12 protein-coding genes are annotated in these 17,182 nt (G+C 72.5%); 10 read left to right on the top strand and 2 right to left on the bottom strand.

Annotation, left to right across the window (positions count from 1 at the left end):
* The first annotated feature begins 112 nt into the window (after positions 1-112).
* A complete protein-coding gene (locus GU5_RS0112655; RefSeq protein ID WP_010525941.1) occupies positions 113-502 on the top strand; it encodes a hypothetical protein in 390 nt (129 codons plus the stop codon).
* Between the two features lie 10 nt (positions 503-512).
* Here GU5_RS0112655 and GU5_RS0112650 read toward each other — a convergent pair whose 3' ends face one another.
* Complete coding sequence (locus GU5_RS0112650; protein ID WP_010525940.1) at positions 513-4,172, bottom strand: bifunctional proline dehydrogenase/L-glutamate gamma-semialdehyde dehydrogenase; 3,660 nt, start codon at positions 4,170-4,172, stop codon at positions 513-515.
* A gap of 122 nt (positions 4,173-4,294) precedes the next feature.
* Between GU5_RS0112650 and GU5_RS17120 the strand changes: the two genes are divergently transcribed.
* The 7 genes from GU5_RS17120 (at position 4,295) to GU5_RS0112615 (ending at position 12,394) form a co-directional block, all read left to right on the top strand.
* The gene (locus GU5_RS17120) at positions 4,295-5,806 is read left to right on the top strand and encodes a GntR family transcriptional regulator (protein ID WP_010525939.1); all 1,512 of its coding nucleotides are present in this window, start codon (positions 4,295-4,297) and stop codon (positions 5,804-5,806) included.
* Positions 5,807-5,977: 171 nt separating this feature from the next.
* Positions 5,978-7,018, top strand: coding sequence for a LacI family DNA-binding transcriptional regulator (locus tag GU5_RS0112640; protein WP_010525938.1), 1,041 nt, complete (start codon positions 5,978-5,980; stop codon positions 7,016-7,018).
* 101 nt (positions 7,019-7,119) lie between these two features.
* Entirely contained in the window at positions 7,120-8,400 is a 1,281-nt protein-coding gene (locus tag GU5_RS0112635; RefSeq protein ID WP_010525937.1) for a sugar ABC transporter substrate-binding protein, read from the top strand.
* Complete coding sequence (locus tag GU5_RS0112630; RefSeq protein ID WP_010525936.1) at positions 8,397-9,386, top strand: ABC transporter permease subunit; 990 nt, start codon at positions 8,397-8,399, stop codon at positions 9,384-9,386. Before GU5_RS0112635 ends, GU5_RS0112630 begins: the two co-directional genes overlap by 4 nt.
* A 22-nt stretch (positions 9,387-9,408) precedes the next feature.
* Positions 9,409-10,221 carry a carbohydrate ABC transporter permease gene (locus tag GU5_RS0112625; RefSeq protein WP_010525935.1) on the top strand — a complete coding sequence of 271 codons (813 nt, stop codon included), beginning with the start codon at positions 9,409-9,411 and terminating at the stop codon, positions 10,219-10,221.
* A gap of 137 nt (positions 10,222-10,358) precedes the next feature.
* Complete coding sequence (locus GU5_RS0112620) at positions 10,359-11,177, top strand: ThuA domain-containing protein (protein ID WP_033228305.1); 819 nt, start codon at positions 10,359-10,361, stop codon at positions 11,175-11,177.
* A complete protein-coding gene (locus GU5_RS0112615; RefSeq protein ID WP_010525933.1) occupies positions 11,174-12,394 on the top strand; it encodes a Gfo/Idh/MocA family protein in 1,221 nt (406 codons plus the stop codon). Before GU5_RS0112620 ends, GU5_RS0112615 begins: the two co-directional genes overlap by 4 nt.
* A gap of 122 nt (positions 12,395-12,516) precedes the next feature.
* Here the strand turns inward: GU5_RS0112615 and GU5_RS0112610 are convergent, their stop codons facing one another.
* On the bottom strand, positions 12,517-13,833 hold the full coding sequence (locus GU5_RS0112610) for an Nramp family divalent metal transporter (protein ID WP_010525932.1): 1,317 nt from the start codon (positions 13,831-13,833) through the stop codon (positions 12,517-12,519).
* Positions 13,834-14,039: 206 nt separating this feature from the next.
* Between GU5_RS0112610 and GU5_RS0112605 the strand changes: the two genes are divergently transcribed.
* Both GU5_RS0112605 and GU5_RS0112600 read left to right on the top strand, forming a co-directional pair.
* Positions 14,040-14,288: a hypothetical protein gene (locus GU5_RS0112605; protein WP_010525931.1), complete on the top strand. Its 249-nt coding sequence runs from the start codon at positions 14,040-14,042 to the stop codon at positions 14,286-14,288.
* A gap of 99 nt (positions 14,289-14,387) precedes the next feature.
* Entirely contained in the window at positions 14,388-16,994 is a 2,607-nt protein-coding gene (locus tag GU5_RS0112600) for an ATP-dependent Clp protease ATP-binding subunit (protein WP_010525930.1), read from the top strand.
* The last annotated feature ends 188 nt before the right edge of the window (positions 16,995-17,182 follow it).

The following is a 17,182-nucleotide window of genomic DNA, read 5'->3' as shown; positions in this document are numbered from 1 at the left end:
AAGCGCTGAGCAGGCTCCCTTCCCGCGCCTGACGGGCGCTTCGACGGCCCGGCCCGGTCCGCCTCAGCTGCGGACCGGGCCGAGCCGTGTGCGCGGCCGATAGGCTGGGTCCATGTCCGGACCCCTGATCACACCCGCCTCCGCCTGGCTGCTCGCCCTGATCGTCGGCGGGCTCGGCGCCGGCGCCGAGGCGCTGGCCGGCGGCTCGACCCTCGTCGGCGTCGTGCTGCCGCTGGCCTGCCTCGCCCTGGCGGTGTATCTGCACCGAGCGCCGGGCCAGCGCGAGAAGCTCGAGCGTCTCCCCGGCGGCTCCTGGGTGCTCGTCGCCGTGGTGGTGCTGGTGCTCGCCGGACTCGTCGCCCGCTGGGCGACGGGTCAGCCCACCGTCGCCGCGCTGCTCAGCGCCGTCGCCCTGGGAGGGGTCATCGTGCCCCTGGTGCTGACCACCCGCAGCGGCGCGGTCGGGGGATCCTCGCCCGAGGATCCCCGCGACCGCGGCTGAGTCCCGCCGGTCAGTCCCGCAGCTCGGCGGCCAGCTCGTGGAACGCCGGGCTGGGGTTGCCGAAGCGGTGCAGCGTCATCGACACCGCCTGCTCCTTGACCCAGTGGCGCAGCTCCACGCGGCCGGAGGCGGTCACCGCATCGTCGAGCAGGGCGACCTCCGGGCGCGGGGCCAGCCGCTCGCGCACTGCGGCGCCCAGCGTGCCCAGCACCCGCACCCGCACGCCGACGCCGGTGTCGTGCTCGCCGGCGGCCAGCGCGGCGGCGAAGGCCTGCTCGTCCTCCGGGCGGACCGTCAGCCCCAGCTCCCCGGCCAGGGCCTCGATCAGCGTCTTCGCGTCCTCGCCGACCTCCGGGTCGTGGGAGACGGCGACCTCGGCGCCGACGGCGGCCGCGGCGGCCAGCGTGCGGGCCACCTGGCGGGCCTCGGCGTCGGCGCCCACGCGCAGCAGCCCGGCCTCGGGCCAGTAGCGGAAGACGTTCGCCTCGGCCTCCAGCCCGGTGCGGTCGTTCCCGACGCCGAACTCGCGGGCGACCCAGTGCGCGTCGTCGTCGACGGCGGCGCGCAGCCAGGCCAGCTCCTGCTCGCCGAGCAGCCGCTGGTCGGCGATCGCGCCCAGGACGGCGGCCGCCGCACCGGAGGCCACCGTCGGCGTCTCCGGGGCGCCGGCGGCGATCGCGGCGACGTCGGCGGACTCCGACCACCGGCCGAAGAGCATCAGGTAGTTCGGCCCGCCGGCCTTCGAGCCCAGCCCGACGGAGGACTTCTTCCATCCGCCGAAGGACTGGCGCTGGACGATCGCGCCGGTGATGCCGCGATTGACGTAGGCGTTGCCCACCTCGACGGCGTCCAGCCAGCTGCGGACCTCGCGCGGGTCCAGCGAATGGATGCCGCCGGTGAGCCCGTAGTCCACCGCGTTCTGCAGGCCGACCGCCTCGTCCAGGTCCCTCGCGCGCATCAGTCCCAGCACCGGGCCGAAGACCTCGGTGCGGTGGAAGAAGGAGTCCGGGGCGACGCCCTCCTTGATCCCGGGCGACCACAGCCGGCCGGTGTCGTCGAGGGGCTTCGGCTCCAGCAGCCAGGATTCTCCCGGCTCCAGCGTGGTCAGCGCGCGGTGCAGCTTCTGGCTGGGCTGCTCGGTCAGCGGCCCCACGGTCGCCGAGAGCGTGGTCGGCCAGTCGACGACCATCGACGACGCCGCGTCCACCAGCTGGCGGCGGAACCGCTCGGAGTCGTGGACGGAACCGACCAGGATGCCCAGCGAGGCCGCCGAGCACTTCTGCCCGGCGTGGCCGAAGGCCGAGGTCACCAGGTCCTGGACGGCGAGGTCGCGGTCGGCGGCCGGGGTGACGATCAGCGCGTTCTTGCCCGAGGTCTCGGCGTTGATCTGCAGCTCCGGCTTCCAGGAGCGGAACATCGCCGCGGTCTCGGAGGCGCCGGTGAGGATCACCCGGTCGACGTCGGGGTGGCTGACCAGGTGTCGGCCCACCTCCGACTCGTCGGGGAAGACCCCGTGGAGGACCTCGCGCGGGACGCCGGCCTCCCAGAGCGCCTCGAGCAGCGCCTGCGAGCAGTGCGGCGTCGGCGTCGAGGGCTTGTGGATCACCGCCGCACCGGCGGCCAGCGCGGCGACCGTCGAACCCAGCGGGATCGCCAGCGGGAAGTTCCACGGCGGGGTGACCAGCACCAGCCGGTCCGGGGCGAACTCGGCCAGCTCGACCTGCTCCAGCTCCAGCGCCCGGTGGGCGTAGTAGCGGGCGAAGTCGATGGCCTCGGAGACCTCGGGGTCGGACTGGGCGACGGACTTGCCGACCTCGGCGGCGGCCAGCGAGACCAGGTGCCCGCGGCGGGCGGCCAGGATGTCGGCGGCGCGGTACAGGATCCGCGCCCGCTCGGCGGCGGGGCGGGCGGCCCACGCGGCGGCGGCCTCGCGGGCGGTCGCGGTCAGCGCGTCGACGGCGGCAGCGGACTCGAGCGCCTGAGGCACCGGCTGGGAGTCCAGCCAGCCCGGCTGTGCGGCGGCGTCCAGCGCCCGGCGGGCCCACTCCTGGTTGGCCGGCAGCGACGGATCGGTGTCGGGCTCGTTGGCGAAGGCCGGGACGTCCTCGGCGGCGGAGACGCCGGCGCCTGCGGGCGCGGCGGCGTCGTCGACGTGGACCTCGACGTCGGCCTCGACGTTGGTCACCGTCTCGCCGGAGACCGCCTCCTCGGCCAGCCGGTCCTGGCGGTGCTGCGGCGCGGGCGGGGTGTGGCCGTCGGCCTCCAGGATCCCGCGCAGCGTCTGCAGCGAGGAGCGGAAGCGGCCGGCCTCGCGGTGGAAGACCTCGCTGCCGGGCTCGAGGTCGAAGATCCCGGACATGAAGTTCTCGCTGGAGGCGTTCTCCTCCAGCCGGCGCACCAGGTAGGAGATGGCGACGTCGAACTCCGCCGGGGCGACGGCCGGCACGTAGAGCAGCAGCTGGCCGACGTCGGAGCTGACCGCCTCCGCCTGGTCCGCGGCCATGCCCTGCAGCATCTCGAACTCCAGCCGGTCGGACACGCCGCGCTCGACGCCGAGCAGGTGGGCGAAGGCCAGGTCGAAGAGATTGTGCCCGGCGACGCCCAGGCGCAGCCCGGCCATGCGCTCGCGGGTGAAGAGCCAGTGCATCACCAGCTTGTAGTTCGCGTCGCTGGCCTCCTTGGACTCGCAGGTGGCCCGCGGCCAGCCGGCGATCTCCGCGTGGACGGTCTCCATGGCCAGGTTCGCGCCCTTGACCAGGCGGACCTTGATGCCGGCGCCGCCCGCGGCGACCCGGTCGGCGGCGAAGGCCGAGAGCCGCTGCATCGCCGACAGTGCGTCGGGCAGGTAGGCCTGCAGCACGATGCCGGCCTCCAGGTGCTTCAGCTCGGGCCGGGAGAGCAGCCGGGTGAAGACCTCCATGGTCAGGTGGAGGTCACGGTACTCCTCCATGTCCAGGTTGATGAACTTCGTGCCCGCCTCGGCCTCGGCGGCCTCCCGGTAGACCGGGGTCAGCCGCTCGACGACGCGCTCGACGGTCTCCTCGAAGCCCCACATGGACAGCTGGGAGGCGATCGAGGAGACCTTGATGGAGACGTAGTCGACGTCGTCGCGGCGCAGCAGCCGCACCGAGTCCTCCAGGTGCTTCTGCGCCTCCGACTCGCCGAGCACGGCCTCGCCGAGCAGGTTGATGTTCAGTCGGTGTCCGCCGGCGGTGAGCCGCTCGACGGCGCGGCCGAACTGCTTCTCGCGGGCGTCGACGACCATGTGGCCGACCATCGAGCGCATCCTCGCACGGGCGGCGGGCACCACGACGTTCGGCAGCACGCGGCCCAGGAAGGAGCCGGCGGTGATCTGGGCGCGGTCCAGCCGGGACAGCGTGTCGGGGGCGAGCTCCGAGAGCTCGGCCAGCGCGTCGGCGGCCGCGCGGGTGTCCTCGGTGCGGATGACGCGGTCGACGAAGCCGACGGTGAAGTCCAGTCCCCGCGGGTGGGAGAGCACGGCGGAGAGCCGCTCGGCCGAGGCGTGGGAGGCCGCGTCGGCGGTGCCGGTGTTCTCCAGCCAGGTGGTGACCTTCTCGACGGCGGCGTCGCCGAGCCGGGACAGCTCGGCCTCCACGGCTTCGGGGGCGGGGTGCTCTGCGGCGGCGGGCGGGGTGGTCTCGGTCGACATGGCGGCGTCCTCGCAGGTGGCGTGATCGATGTGACAGGTCTCACCGTCAGTCTGCGCGCCCTGCCGGAGGGCGGGGAAGCGCCGGACGCCCGCGAAGCATCGATCTGAGTCAGAATGGAGGGATGATGGGCACCGGAACGGGCGGCGGACGCGTGGGGCGACCGCGCATCCAGGACACCGCCGACGATCTGGTCGCCAGCGTGCTGGCCACCGCCGGGTCGCGGGTGGGCACCCCGGAATTCTCCACTCGACGGGTGGCCGAGCTGACCGGATTGAGCCAGACGGTGGTCAGCCGGTCGTTCCGGCGGCTGCGGCGTCGCGGTGCGGGGTCTGCGGGGCCTGCGGGGCCTGCGGGGTCTGCGGCGTCTGCGGAGCGCGACGTGCCGCTGGAGCTGGCCGCGCTGCAGGTCGCGTTCCCGCGGATCCGGGTGGTGTTCCGTCCGGCCGAGGCTCCGGCCGCGGCGCCTCGGCGCACTGCCGCCGACCGGCGGGCGACGGCCCTGCTCGCCGCGCTGCGCGTGGCCGGAGTCGGGCAGTGGGCCGGCGGCTCGGAGGGTGTCGGCGAGGTCGGCGATGCCGGCGAGGCCGGGGGCGTCGGGGGCGCCGGGCAGGGCCGCGCCTCCGCCGGACGCCTCGTCCACGAGTGGTCCCCGGGCGGCGATTGGGAGGCCTTCCTCGAGGGCCTGGCCGCGGCGCTGGACTGCGCCGCGCCGAGCCTGGAGGCGCTGCCGGGCGATCTGCTCGCTCTGCTCGCCGCACGCGTCGGACGCGGGCTGCACGGGGTGGACTGGCGGCGCGGGACGTCGCGTCGCTCCGGCGACGGAGCCGCGGCGCAGACCGAGCAGGATTCTGACTCAGATGAGCCGAACGACGAACCAGGGGAGATGCTCGGAGTGCCCGAGTACCCCGCCCCGGGTCCGCGGCCGGCTCGGGATCGGTCGGCGGGGCGCTGGCTGCCCCACGGAGAGCTCTCGGTCACCGAGCAGATCGCGATCGCGCTGCGTCGCGAGATCATGAACGCCGGCTACCGCCCCGGTGATCGGATCACCGCCGGCCCGCTGGCCGCGACGCTGGGCCTGAGCGCCGCCACCGTGCGCACCGCGATGCGACGACTGGCCGACGACGGTCTGCTGGACTCCGGAGTCGGCGGATTCAGCGTGCCGGCGGTGACCGGCGCCGACGTCGTCGACCTCTACGCCGCGCGACTGCACGTGGGCATGGTGCTGCTCCGCGGCGTCGCGGCCCGGCCGCGGCACCGGATGCTGCCGGCCCGGCTGGCCCTCGGCGCGGTGGAGGCCGCGGCCCGCCAGGGCTCGGGCGCCGACGTCGAGCGGGCCGACCTGCAGTTCCAGCAGGAGCTGGCCGACGCCTCCGGGCTGGAGCAGTCGGCGCGCAGCTTCCACGCGCTGACGCTGCGGGTGCGGATGTTCATCTCCGTGCTGCAGCTGGACTACACCCCGGCCGCGGAGCGCATCGTCGCCGACGATCGACGGCTGCTGGCCGCCGTGCTGGAGGGGCGGGCGGAGGACGCGGTGCGGATCTGGCGCGGGAAGCTCGACAACGCGGTGCGCCATATGTCCGCGCTGGCCCCTGAGGCCTTCGACGCCGAACTCTGGGCACGGCTGAGCCGGTGACGGGGTTGCGTCGCCCGGTGATGTGTGGCTAGAGTCACAGTCGGCGCTGGGAGTCGATGCGTATCGACTCATCCTGCGGGATGCCGCGAGGCGGCCCGGCGCGGCATGATCGGGGAGCGGCCGGCATCGGTCGTCCTCCCCCTGACCGACGGATGGACGAGGAGGCCAGGCATGGCGAGCAGCCGCACGGCCCGCCGCGGCCCGACGAGCAAGGACGTCGCGCGCCGTGCCGGGGTCTCGCAGAGCACGGTCTCCTACGTGATGTCGGGCAAGCGCTCGATCTCCGCCGACACGCTGCGCCGTGTGGAGGAGGCGATGGCGGCGCTGGACTACCAGCCGCACGTCGGCGCCCGCTCGCTGGCCGGCAGTCGCACCGGCACCATCGCGGTGGTCATGCCCTTCGTCTCCGCCGTCGGCGCCCAGTCGCTGATGTCCTTCGTCGAGGAGTTCGTCGTCGCCGCGCGCCAGCACGGCAGCGACGTGCTGCTGGTGACCGCGGAGGAGGGGGTCGAGGGGCTGCGCCGGCTGACCGGCGGCTCGGTCTGCGACGCCGCGCTGGTCATGCAGGTCGCCTCCCAGGACGAGCGTGCCGAGGCCGCGCGGGACCTGGACTTCCCGGTGATGTTCATCGGCGTCCCGGAGGATCCTGCGGGGCTTGACTGCATCGACTTCGACTTCGCCGCCGGCGGGCGCCTGCTGGTCGACGAGCTGGTCTCTCTCGGGAATCGCCGGATCTGCGTGCTCGGCTGGAGCGACGCATCGGTCGAGCGGGGCTACAACTACATCGACCGCTTCTCGCGCGGGGTCCGCGAGGCCGCCGCGGCGCACCGAGTGCCGGTGGACTGGCACCGGGCTCCCGTCGAGGGAAGCTTCCTCGAAGTCCTCGAGCAGGGCCTGCATCGCGACGGGGAGCGCACCGGCGTGCTGCTCGCCAGCGCCGTGCCGGCGGCGATGCGCGCGATGGCCGCCCGCGGGCTGCGTCCCGGGGGCGACGTCGACGTCGTCGCTCTGGGCACCGAGGCCGAGGCGGAGGAGCAGGCCGTGCCGCTGACGGCGGTCTCCACCCAGCCGCGCGACGTCTCGCGTCGGGCCACGGAGCGGATCTTCGCGCTGCTGGACGGCTCGGCGACGCCGGGCGAGCGGCTCGAGCTCGTCGACGCCGCTCTCGTGCGGCGCGAGTCCACCGGAGGGGCCGCGCCCGGCGCCCCCTGATCGCCTCGGCCGGCCCGTCCGGCCGAGGCCACGACCCATCGTCCTGAGGAGGATGCATGAGATTCCGCCCGCAATCGATACGTATCGACAGGTGATCGCCGATGACGATGCCGCAGATGTCGTCGCCGGCGGGTCCCCGCCGTGCCGCCCCCGGCCGTGAGCCGGGCCCACCGATCTCCCGCCGCGCGTTCACCGCCGCGGGACTCGCCGCGCCGCTGGCCGGGCTGCTCGCCGGGTGCGGCCGCGGCGCCGACGCCGCCCCGGGCGTGCTGCGCGTGCTCGACTCCTACGGGAACGAGCCGGACAGCACGTTCATCGGCGACGCGCTGACGAAGGCCGCCGACGCCGTCGGCGTCGAGCTCGAGCGCGTCTCCGTGGACGGCAGCGCGCTGATCCAGAAGGTCCTGCAGCAGGGCTCCTCCGGGACGCTGCCCGACATCCTGATGCTGGACAACCCCAATCTGCAGCAGATCGCCGCGACCACGGCGCTGCGGCCCTTCGGCGAGCTGGGCATCCCCACCGACGGCTATGCCGAGGGCATCCTCGACGCCTGCACGTATGACGGCCAGATCTACGGGCTGGCGCCGACGGTCAACACCATCGCGCTGTTCTACGACGTGCGCGCCCTGGACGAGGCCGGCGTCGAGCCGCCCACCACCTGGGAGGAGCTGCGCGAGGCCGCCGCCGCGCTGACCGGCGACGGTCGCCACGGCATCGCGTTCTGCGCCAGCGCGGACTATGAGGGCACCTGGCAGTTCCTGCCGTTCTTCTGGTCCTCCGGGGCCGACGAGACGGCGATCGACTCCCGGCCCGCCGCGGAGGCGCTGGGGCTGCTGCAGGACCTCGTCGCCGACGGTTCGGCCTCGCCCTCGGTGGTCAACTGGGGCCAGGTCGAGGTCAAGGACCAGTTCGTCGCCGGACGGGCGGCGATGATGGTCAACGGCCCCTGGCAGATCCCCGGCATGGCCGACGTCGAGGGGCTGGAGTACGACGTCGTCGAGATCCCGGTGCCCGCGGCCGGAGCGACGTCGGTCGCCCCGCTGGGCGGCGAGGTCTGGACGGTGCCGGCCACCGGGGACAGCACCAAGGAGAGCCTCGCCGCCGAGGTGCTGACCGCCTTCTTCTCCGACGAGAGCCAGCTGGCCATGGGCGCCGAGCGCTACACCGTCCCGGGACGGACCGCGCTGGCCGAGCAGTACCTGCGGCGTCGTCCGGAGATGGAGACCTTCACCGAGCTGGTCGGCGACGCCCGGGCGCGCACTGCTCAGCTGGGTGCCGACTGGCCCGACGCCGCGACTGCGCTCTACACCGCGGTGCAGCTGGCCCTGACCCGCCAGGCCTCCCCGGCCGAGGCACTGGCCCGAGCGGAGGAGCAGCTATGAGCACCACCACCGCCCCCACGACCGCCCCGCCCCTCGGCGCCTCGGCGGCCGACGACGGCGCGTCCCGCCGCAGCGCCGGCGTCGTCCGTCCGCGGCTGAGCATGCCGACCCGGCAACGGCTGATCACGCTGCTCTTCCTGGGCCCGGCGATCGCCTATATGGCGCTGTTCTTCGGCTATCCGCTGGTGAAGAACATCATCATGGGGTTCCAGGACTACACGATCTCCACCTTCTTCACCGGCGAGGCCCCCTGGGTCGGCTGGAGCAACTACGTCGCGGTGATCACCGGTCCGCTGTTCGGCACCGCGCTGATGAACACGATCATCTTCACGATCGGCTCCATCGCCGGCCAGTTCCTGCTGGGGCTGGGCCTGGCGCTGTTCTTCCGGCGGCGCTTCCCGCTCGCCGGGGTGCTGCGCTCGCTGCTCCTGCTGCCCTGGCTGATCCCGCTGATCGTGGCCAGCGCGGTGTGGAAGTGGCTGCTGGACACCGAGACCGGCGCGCTGAACCGACTGCTGATGAACACCGGGATCGTCGACTCCGGCATCCCCTGGCTCTCCAGCCCCGATCTGGCGCTGTTCACCGTGATCATGGTGAACATCTGGATCGGCATCCCGTTCAACGCGGTGATCCTGCACGGAGGCCTCCAGGGCATCCCGGAGGAGCTCTACGAGGCGGCCAGCATCGACGGCGCCTCCCGGTGGCACGCCTTCCGGCACATCACCTGGCCGATGCTGCGCCCGGTGGTCTCGGTGGTGCTGGTCCTCGGCGTCGTCTACACGCTCAAGGTGCTCGACGTGATCCTCGGCCTCACCGGCGGAGGACCGGCGAACGCCACGCAGATCCTGTCCACGCAGGCCTACCAGCTCTCGTTCACCACCTTCGACTTCGGCCAGGGCGCGGCGGTGAGCAACATGCTCATCGTGCTGGCGCTGCTCTTCGCCGTGATCTACCTGCGGCTGAACCGCCGCGCCGTCGACGAGTGAGCGCACCCGTGAGGAGTTCCGCATGAAGACCGTCAAGCATCCGCTGCTGCACACTGTGCTGGGTGTGCTCATCCTGGCCGTGCTGCTCTTTCCGATCTATTGGATGATCAACGCCTCGCTCCAGCCCGGCGGGGCCACCGTGGACACCGGCTGGTTCCCGCTGGAGCCCGACCTGGCCGGCTACCGGACCGCGCTGGCCGAGCAGGGGGACAACCTGCTGACCAGCCTCACCGTGGCCCTGGGCAGCGTGGTGCTCTCGCTGGCGATCGCGGTGCCGGCGGCCTACGCGCTGGCCCGCTTCCGCATCCGCTGGGCGAACTGGGTGCTCTTCGCGGTGCTGATCAGCCAGATGATCCCGGGCATCGTCATCTCCAACGCCCTCTACAGCGCCTATGCCGATCTGGGACTGCTGAACTCGATCCCCGGGCTGATCCTGGCCGACTCCTCGGCGGGCATCCCCTTCGCGATCCTGATCTGCCGGGCGCTGATGGAGTCGCTGCCCGACGCCGTCGTCGAGGCCGCGATGGTCGACGGCGCCGGGCCGGTGCGGGCGTTCGTCGCCGTGGTGCTGCCGATCAGCCGCAACGCGCTGATCACCGCGGGGCTGTTCACCTTCCTGTTCACCTGGAGCGACTTCCTCTTCGCGCTGACGCTGACCACCACCGAGGAGGTCCGGCCGGTGACCCTGGGCATCTACAACTACCTGGGCGCCTATGTGGCCGACTGGAGCTCGGTGATGGCCACCGCCGTGCTGGCCTCCATCCCGGCGGTGGTGCTGCTGCTCATCGCCCAGAAGTACGTCGCCGCCGGCGCCACCGGCGGTGCCGTGAAATGAGCGGAGACGCCGCGCCGCCCGATCGCCGCGGCCCGGCCGCCGTCCGCCGCCGGCCCGACCCCTGCACCCCGCACCCCATCCCACGGGAGGACCGATCGATGACCGAGACCGCCGAGAACCAGCCCGCCGCTGCGGAGATGCCGTCTCCGCGGACGGTGTTCGCCCGACCCGTCCGGGTCACCGTCTGGGGCGAGAACCGCCACGAGCAGGTCGAGCCCGAGGTGGCCGCGCGCTATCCCGACGGGATGCACGGCGCCGTCGCCGCCGGCCTCCGCGAGCACCTGGGCGAGACCGCCGAGATCCGCACCGCCACGCTGGACGATCCCGAGCACGGGCTGACCGAGGAGGTGCTGCGGAGCACCGACGTGCTCACCTGGTGGGGGCATGCCGCCCATGAGGAGGTCGACGACGCCGTCGTCGAGCGCGTCCATCGCCACGTGCTGGAGGGTATGGGCCTGATCGTGCTGCACTCCGGGCACTGGTCGAAGATCTTCATGAGGCTCATGGGCACCAGCTGCACGCTGCGCTGGCGCACCGAGCACGACCGCGAGCTGCTGTGGACGGTGGACCCGACCCACCCGATCGCCCGCGGGGTGCCGCATCCGATGATCATCGAGGAGGACGAGATGTACGGCGAGCACTTCGACGTCCCGGCTCCCGACGAGCTGATCTTCCTCTCCAGCTTCTCCGGCGGCGAGGTCTTCCGCTCCGGAATGACCTATCGCCGGGGCTACGGACGGATCTTCTACTTCCGCCCCGGCGACCAGGACTATCCGACCTACTTCCACCCCGGGGTGCGGCGGATCATCGCCAACGCCGCGGAATGGGCGGTCACCGATCGGCCGGAGCGCACCAGCCCGCAGCTGCTGCGCTTCGAGACCGAGGACTTCTACACCGGGCACGGCTACCAGGGCCCGCTCGACGACGCAGCGCAGCAGGCGGGAGGTGCCCGGTGACCGGCATGCCTCCGCACCAGACCGAGTCCTCCTCGCAGCCCGCCGGCGATGCTGCGGGCCGTCCTGCGGGCCGTCCTGCGGGCTCGGCGCCGCAGCGGCTGCTGCTGGTCGGCGCCGGCGGCATGGGCCGGGCCTGGCTGGAGACCATCCTGGCCGAGCCGCGGGCCGAGCTGGTCGGCGTCGTCGACCTCGACCTCGAGGCCGCCCGCGCCGCGCTGGCCGCCGCCGGGGCCCCGCAGGTGCCGGTGGGCGACGACGTGGTCGCACTCGCCGACCGGACCGCCGCCGACGCCGTCGTCGACGTCACCGTGCCCGCCGCGCACCACCGCGTCACCACCGACGCGCTGGTCGCCGGCTATCCGGTGCTCGGCGAGAAGCCCGCCGCGGCGACCGTGCCGGAGGCGCTGTCTCTGGCGGCGGCCTCCGAGGTCACCGGGCGGCTGTTCATGGTCAGCCAGTCCCGGCGGTTCAATCCGCAGCTCTTCCGGCTGCGCGACCACGCCCGGGCCCTCGGGGCGGCCGGGGTGCTGTCCACCGAGTTCTTCAAGGCGCCGCGCTTCGGTGGGTTTCGCGAGCAGATGGCGCATCCGCTGCTGGTCGACATGGCCATCCACCCCTTCGACGCCGCCCGGCTGGTGCTCGACGCCGAGCCGGTCTCGGTCTACTGCGAGGAGCACAACCCGCCCTGGAGCTGGTACGCCGGCGACGCGGCCGCCACGGCGCTCTTCGAGATGACCGGCGGGGCGCGCTTCGTCTACACCGGCAGCTGGTGCAGCCCCGGGCGGGAGACCTCGTGGAACGGCTCCTGGCGGCTCTCCGCCGAGCACGGCACCGCGCTCTGGGACGGCGACTCCGATCCGCAGGTCGAGGACGTGCGGGGCGGCCGGACCGCCGAGGATGCGGAGGACCCGGCGACGCCGGCGCGGTCGGCCGTGGGCGAGGGCATCGCCGGGTCGCTGGCGGCCTTCCTCGAGGCGCTCGACGGCGGGCCGACGCCGATGGGGGAGGTCCACGGCAACGTGCTGAGCCTGGTGATGGTCGAGGCCGCCGTCGAGTCCTCGGCGCGGCGCGGTCGGGTGATGGTCGACGAGATCCTCGAGCGGGCGCTGGCGAAGGCCGTCGAGGCCGAGGCTCGCGACGACGTCCGCGCGGCGCTGGCCTCCTGGTCCTCGGCGCGCGAGGCGCTCACCGGCGCGCCGTCGGTGCTTCCGGGCTGAGCCGGCCGGGGCGGTGCGGGGCGGTGCGGGGCGGTGCGGGGCGGTGCGGGGCAGTGCGGCTCGGTCCCCGCGCCCCGCCCCGGCGTCGTCGGCCACGACCGATGTCCGGGGAGCTCCTGCGGTCAGCCGACGGCGCCGAGGATCGTGTCGACCAGCTTCTGCACGCCCAGCACGATGAAGAGCAGCGCGGTCAGCCCCAGGGCGGCGTTGGTGTGCCAGCGGTTCCGCCACCGGCGCGGCGTGCCGAAGCGCGAGGAGTTCAGCAGGGCCAGCAGGGTGATCGCCAGGAACGGCATGAACAGCGACCCCAGCGCGCCGTAGAGCAGCACCAGGAAGATCGGTCTGCCGGCGACCAGCAGCAGCATCGGCGGGAAGGTCAGCCAGACCAGGTAGAAGCGGAAGTACTTCCCGTTCAGCCGCGCGTCCGGGTGCTCGGCGTCCTTGCCGCGGCTGTGCGCCCAGAAGTCGGCGAACATCAGCGAGACGCCGTTCCACACGCCGAGCATCGAGGAGAACGCCGCGGCGAAGAAGCCCCAGAGGAACAGTGTGCCCACGAACCGGCCGTAGCGCTCGGCGAGCACGGAGTCCAGGGCCAGGAGGTCCTGCGAGTCGGCGGAGACGGCGACGCCGGCCGCGGAGACGACCTCCACGCCGACGACCATCATCGAGGCGACGAACACCCCGATCAGCACGTAGGCCATCGTGTTGTCGATCCGCATCACACGCATCCACCGCGGGGTGATCCAGCCCTTCTCGCGCAGCCAGTAGCCGTAGGCGGCCAGCGTGATCGTGCCGCCGACGCCGCCGGCCAGCGCCAGCGTGTAGAACAGCCCGCCGTCGGGGATGGTCGGCACCAGCCCGGCGAGCATCGCCGGAACGTCCGGCACCGCGATGATCGCCAGGCCGACGATGATCAGGAACATCAGTCCCACCAGCGTCGCGGTGATCTTCTCGAACACCGCGTAGCGGTTGAACCAGACCAGCAGGAAGGCCAGCACCGCGGTGCCGACGGCGAAGACCGGCAGCGGCACCGCCGGGAAGAGCGCGGCCAGCGGCAGCGCCGTCGTCGACATCGCCGTGGCTCCGTACACGAAGCCCCAGATGATGATGTAGGGGCCGAAGTACCAGACCGTCCAGCGGCCCAGCGCGCGCCAGCCTTCGAAGATGGTCCGCCCGGTGGCCAGCGTGTAGCGGCCGGCTCCTTCGACCAGCACGATCTTCAGGATCACGCCGAGCACCAGCGCCCAGAACAGTCCGTAGCCGTAGTTCGAGCCTGCGGCCAGCGTGGCGACCAGGTCCGCGGCGCCGACGCCGGTGGCCGCCACCACCAGACCCGGGCCGATGATCTTCCAGGTCGGCCGGCCGGCGTCCGCGCCGGACGCTCCGGCGGCGGGCGACGACGGCGCGTCGCCGGGCGGCTCGGCGGGGCGGTGCTCCATGGTGCGGTCCTCCTGGGCGGCGGTCGGTGATCAGCGGTCGGTGGCGTGGGTCACGTATCGGGCGAGGGTAGCGCATCAGTCTGGGACTCCGGCCACCGCACGCGGGCGGCGTCGGGCCGGGGAGGTTCCACGCCCGTCATGGTCGTGGATACTGTGTGGGCGTCGCATCGTGGAGCGGATCGCACGTCTCGAGAGGGGAGGACGGCATGGAGAGGACGTCGAGCAGGGAGACCACCCGGAGCATGGTCACGCACCGGGGTCGCTGGGCCGTCGGGGGCGCGCTGTCGCTCGCCGGGGTGCTGGTGCTGCTGCTGGATCTGCTCGTCGGCTCCGGGCTCGGGTCGGGGCCGTGGTGGCTCGTGACCGTCGGCCTCTGCCTGACGGGCGCGCTGGTCGCGCAGTCCGCGCGGACGCGGGTGCGGACCGCGTCGGAGACGGCGTCGTCGCCCTCCTGAACGTCCTCGGACTTTCCCCGGTGGCGAACAGGCCCCCGCGCGGCGGGGCGACCCCCGTAGCATCGGGGGTGAGCATCAACGCGAGGAGTGTCATTGGCCATGTTCGAGAGATTCACCGACCGCGCACGGCGTGTGGTTGTGCTGGCCCAGGAAGAGGCCCGCATGCTCAACCACAACTACATCGGCACCGAGCACATCCTGCTCGGCCTCATCCATGAGGGCGAGGGCGTCGCCGCGAAGGCCCTCGAGTCGCTGGACATCTCGCTGGGCGGCGTCCGCGAGAAGGTCCAGGAGAAGATCGGGCCGGGTCAGAACGCGCCCAGCGGGCACATCCCGTTCACCCCGCGCGCGAAGAAGGTCCTGGAGCTGTCGCTGCGCGAGGCGCTGCAGCTGGGCCACAACTACATCGGCACCGAGCACATCCTCCTCGGCCTGATCCGCGAGGGCGAGGGCGTCGCCGCCCAGGTCCTGGTGGAGCTGAACGCCGACCTGAACAAGGTCCGCCAGCAGGTCATCCAGCTGCTGTCCGGATACCAGGGCGGCGGAGGCCAGGACAAGGCCGGCGCCGGCGTCGGGCAGAGCACCGGCGAGGGCACTCCCGCCGGGTCGGTGGTCCTGGACCAGTTCGGCCGCAACCTCACCGCCGCCGCGCGCGAGGCGCAGCTGGACCCGGTGGTCGGCCGCGACTACGAGCGCGAGCGCGTGATGCAGGTGCTCTCCCGCCGCACGAAGAACAACCCCGTGCTCATCGGCGAGCCCGGCGTCGGCAAGACCGCCGTCGTCGAGGGCCTGGCGCAGGCCATCGTCGCCGGCGACGTGCCGGAGATCCTGCGGGACAAGCAGCTCTACACCCTCGACCTCGGCTCGCTGGTCGCCGGCTCCCGGTACCGCGGAGACTTCGAGGAGCGGCTGAAGAAGGTCCTCAAGGAGATCAAGACCCGCGGCGACATCATCCTGTTCATCGACGAGATCCACACGCTCGTCGGCGCCGGAGCGGCCGAAGGCGCGATAGACGCGGCGAACATCCTCAAGCCGATGCTGGCCCGCGGCGAGCTGCAGACCATCGGTGCGACGACGATGGACGAGTACCGCAAGCACATCGAGAAGGACGCCGCGCTGGAGCGCCGGTTCCAGCCGATCCAGGTGGAGGAGCCCTCGGTCGAGATCACCACGCAGATCCTGCGGGGACTGCGCGACCGCTACGAGGCCCACCACAAGGTGTCCATCACCGAGGAGGCCCTGGAGGCCGCCTCGTCGCTGGCGAACCGCTACATCAACGACCGCTTCCTGCCGGACAAGGCGATCGACCTGATCGACGAGGCCGGCGCCCGGCTGCGCATCCAGCGGATGACGGCCCCGCCGGAGCTGAAGGAGTACGACGCCCAGATCGAGGACGTCCGGCGGGAGAAGGAAGCCGCCATCGACGCCCAGGACTTCGAGGGCGCCGCCTCGCTGCGGGACAAGGAGCAGCGGCTCGTCGAGGAGCGGGAGCGCAAGGAGGAGGAGTGGAAGTCCGGCTCCATGGATGAGATCGCCGAGGTCGACGCCGACCTCGTCGCCGAGGTGCTGGCCTTCTCCACCGGCATCCCGGTCTTCAAGCTCACCGAGCAGGAGTCCGACCGGCTCAAGCGCATGGAGGAGGAGCTCCACAAGCGCGTCATCGGCCAGGAGGAGGCCATCAAGTCCCTCTCCCGGGCGATCCGCCGCACCCGTGCGGGGCTGAAGGACCCGAACCGCCCCTCGGGCTCGTTCATCTTCGCCGGCCCCACCGGCGTCGGCAAGACGGAGCTGGCCAAGACGCTGGCCGAGTTCCTCTTCGGCGACGAGGACGCGCTGATCACCCTGGACATGTCGGAGTACTCGGAGAAGCACACCGTCTCCCGGCTCTTCGGCGCACCTCCGGGCTACGTCGGCTACGAGGAGGGCGGTCAGCTGACCGAGAAGGTCCGGCGTCGTCCGTTCTCCGTGGTGCTCTTCGACGAGGTCGAGAAGGCCCACGCCGACCTGTTCAACTCGCTGCTGCAGATCCTCGAGGACGGCCGGCTCAGCGACTCGCAGGGCCGCCAGGTGGACTTCAAGAACACCGTGATCATCATGACCACGAACCTCGGCACCGGCGAGATCTCGAAGAGCGTGATGACCGGCTTCCAGTCGTCGTCGGACACCACCACGAACTACGAGCGCATGAAGGGCAAGGTCAGCCAGGAGCTGCGCCAGCACTTCCGCCCGGAGTTCCTGAACCGTGTGGACGACACCATCGTCTTCCCGCAGCTGGAGCAGTCCGAGATCGTCAAGATCGTCGACCTCTTCGTGAATCAGCTGCGCGACCGGCTCTCCGAGCAGGCGATGAGCCTGGACGTCACCCAGGACGCCCGCACGTTCCTGGCCGAGCGGGGCTACGATCCCTCGATGGGCGCCCGCCCGCTGCGGCGCACGATCCAGTCGCTGATCGAGGACCAGCTCTCCGAGCGGATCCTCTTCGGCGAGATCCCGCACGGTGCGGCCATCACCATCGGTGTGACGGGCTCCGGCGAGGACCGCGAGCTGACCTTCGACTGGCACCAGCCGCAGGAGCGGCTCGAGGGCGCCGAGGAGCAGGCCGCTCTGGAGAGCGGCAGCTCCTCGGATGACTCCTCGGATGACTCGTCGAGCGACTCCTCCGGCGGCTCCTCCGACGAGCCCGCCAGCGAGTCGACCACCGGCTGACCCGCCGACCCGCTCCGACGCGTGGAACTGTGGGGCCGTCCCGTCCGGGGCGGCCCCACAGTCGTGTCCGGGGCCGGGCGTGGTGATGAGGTGCTGAGGTGCTGAGGCGGTCCCGAGGCTGCGAGCTCCGCTGGCGAGGATCCCCGAGTCTTCGCAGGATCACCACGCTGCATCACGGTGATCCTGCG

This window comes from Nesterenkonia sp. F (genome assembly GCF_000220985.1).
In the GTDB taxonomy this organism is placed as follows: Bacteria; Actinomycetota; Actinomycetes; order Actinomycetales; family Micrococcaceae; genus Nesterenkonia.
Note: the sequence above shows the minus strand (reverse complement) of the source record. Positions and strands in the feature narration are given on the sequence as shown.

What these genes read in the sequence shown, in the direction of transcription:
- GU5_RS0112605 (WP_010525931.1), top strand. Translation starts at nt 14,040, where the DNA reads ATGGAGAGGACGTCGAGCAGGGAGACCACCCGGAGCATGGTCACGCAC.
- GU5_RS0112655 (WP_010525941.1), top strand. Translation starts at nt 113, where the DNA reads ATGTCCGGACCCCTGATCACACCCGCCTCCGCCTGGCTGCTCGCCCTG.
- GU5_RS0112620 (WP_033228305.1), top strand. Translation starts at nt 10,359, where the DNA reads ATGCCGTCTCCGCGGACGGTGTTCGCCCGACCCGTCCGGGTCACCGTC.
- GU5_RS0112640 (WP_010525938.1), top strand. Translation starts at nt 5,978, where the DNA reads ATGGCGAGCAGCCGCACGGCCCGCCGCGGCCCGACGAGCAAGGACGTC.
- GU5_RS0112600 (WP_010525930.1), top strand. Translation starts at nt 14,388, where the DNA reads ATGTTCGAGAGATTCACCGACCGCGCACGGCGTGTGGTTGTGCTGGCC.
- GU5_RS0112630 (WP_010525936.1), top strand. Translation starts at nt 8,397, where the DNA reads ATGAGCACCACCACCGCCCCCACGACCGCCCCGCCCCTCGGCGCCTCG.
- GU5_RS0112625 (WP_010525935.1), top strand. Translation starts at nt 9,409, where the DNA reads ATGAAGACCGTCAAGCATCCGCTGCTGCACACTGTGCTGGGTGTGCTC.
- GU5_RS0112650 (WP_010525940.1), bottom strand. Translation starts at nt 4,172, where the DNA reads ATGTCGACCGAGACCACCCCGCCCGCCGCCGCAGAGCACCCCGCCCCC.
- GU5_RS0112610 (WP_010525932.1), bottom strand. Translation starts at nt 13,833, where the DNA reads ATGGAGCACCGCCCCGCCGAGCCGCCCGGCGACGCGCCGTCGTCGCCC.
- GU5_RS0112635 (WP_010525937.1), top strand. Translation starts at nt 7,120, where the DNA reads ATGACGATGCCGCAGATGTCGTCGCCGGCGGGTCCCCGCCGTGCCGCC.
- GU5_RS17120 (WP_010525939.1), top strand. Translation starts at nt 4,295, where the DNA reads ATGATGGGCACCGGAACGGGCGGCGGACGCGTGGGGCGACCGCGCATC.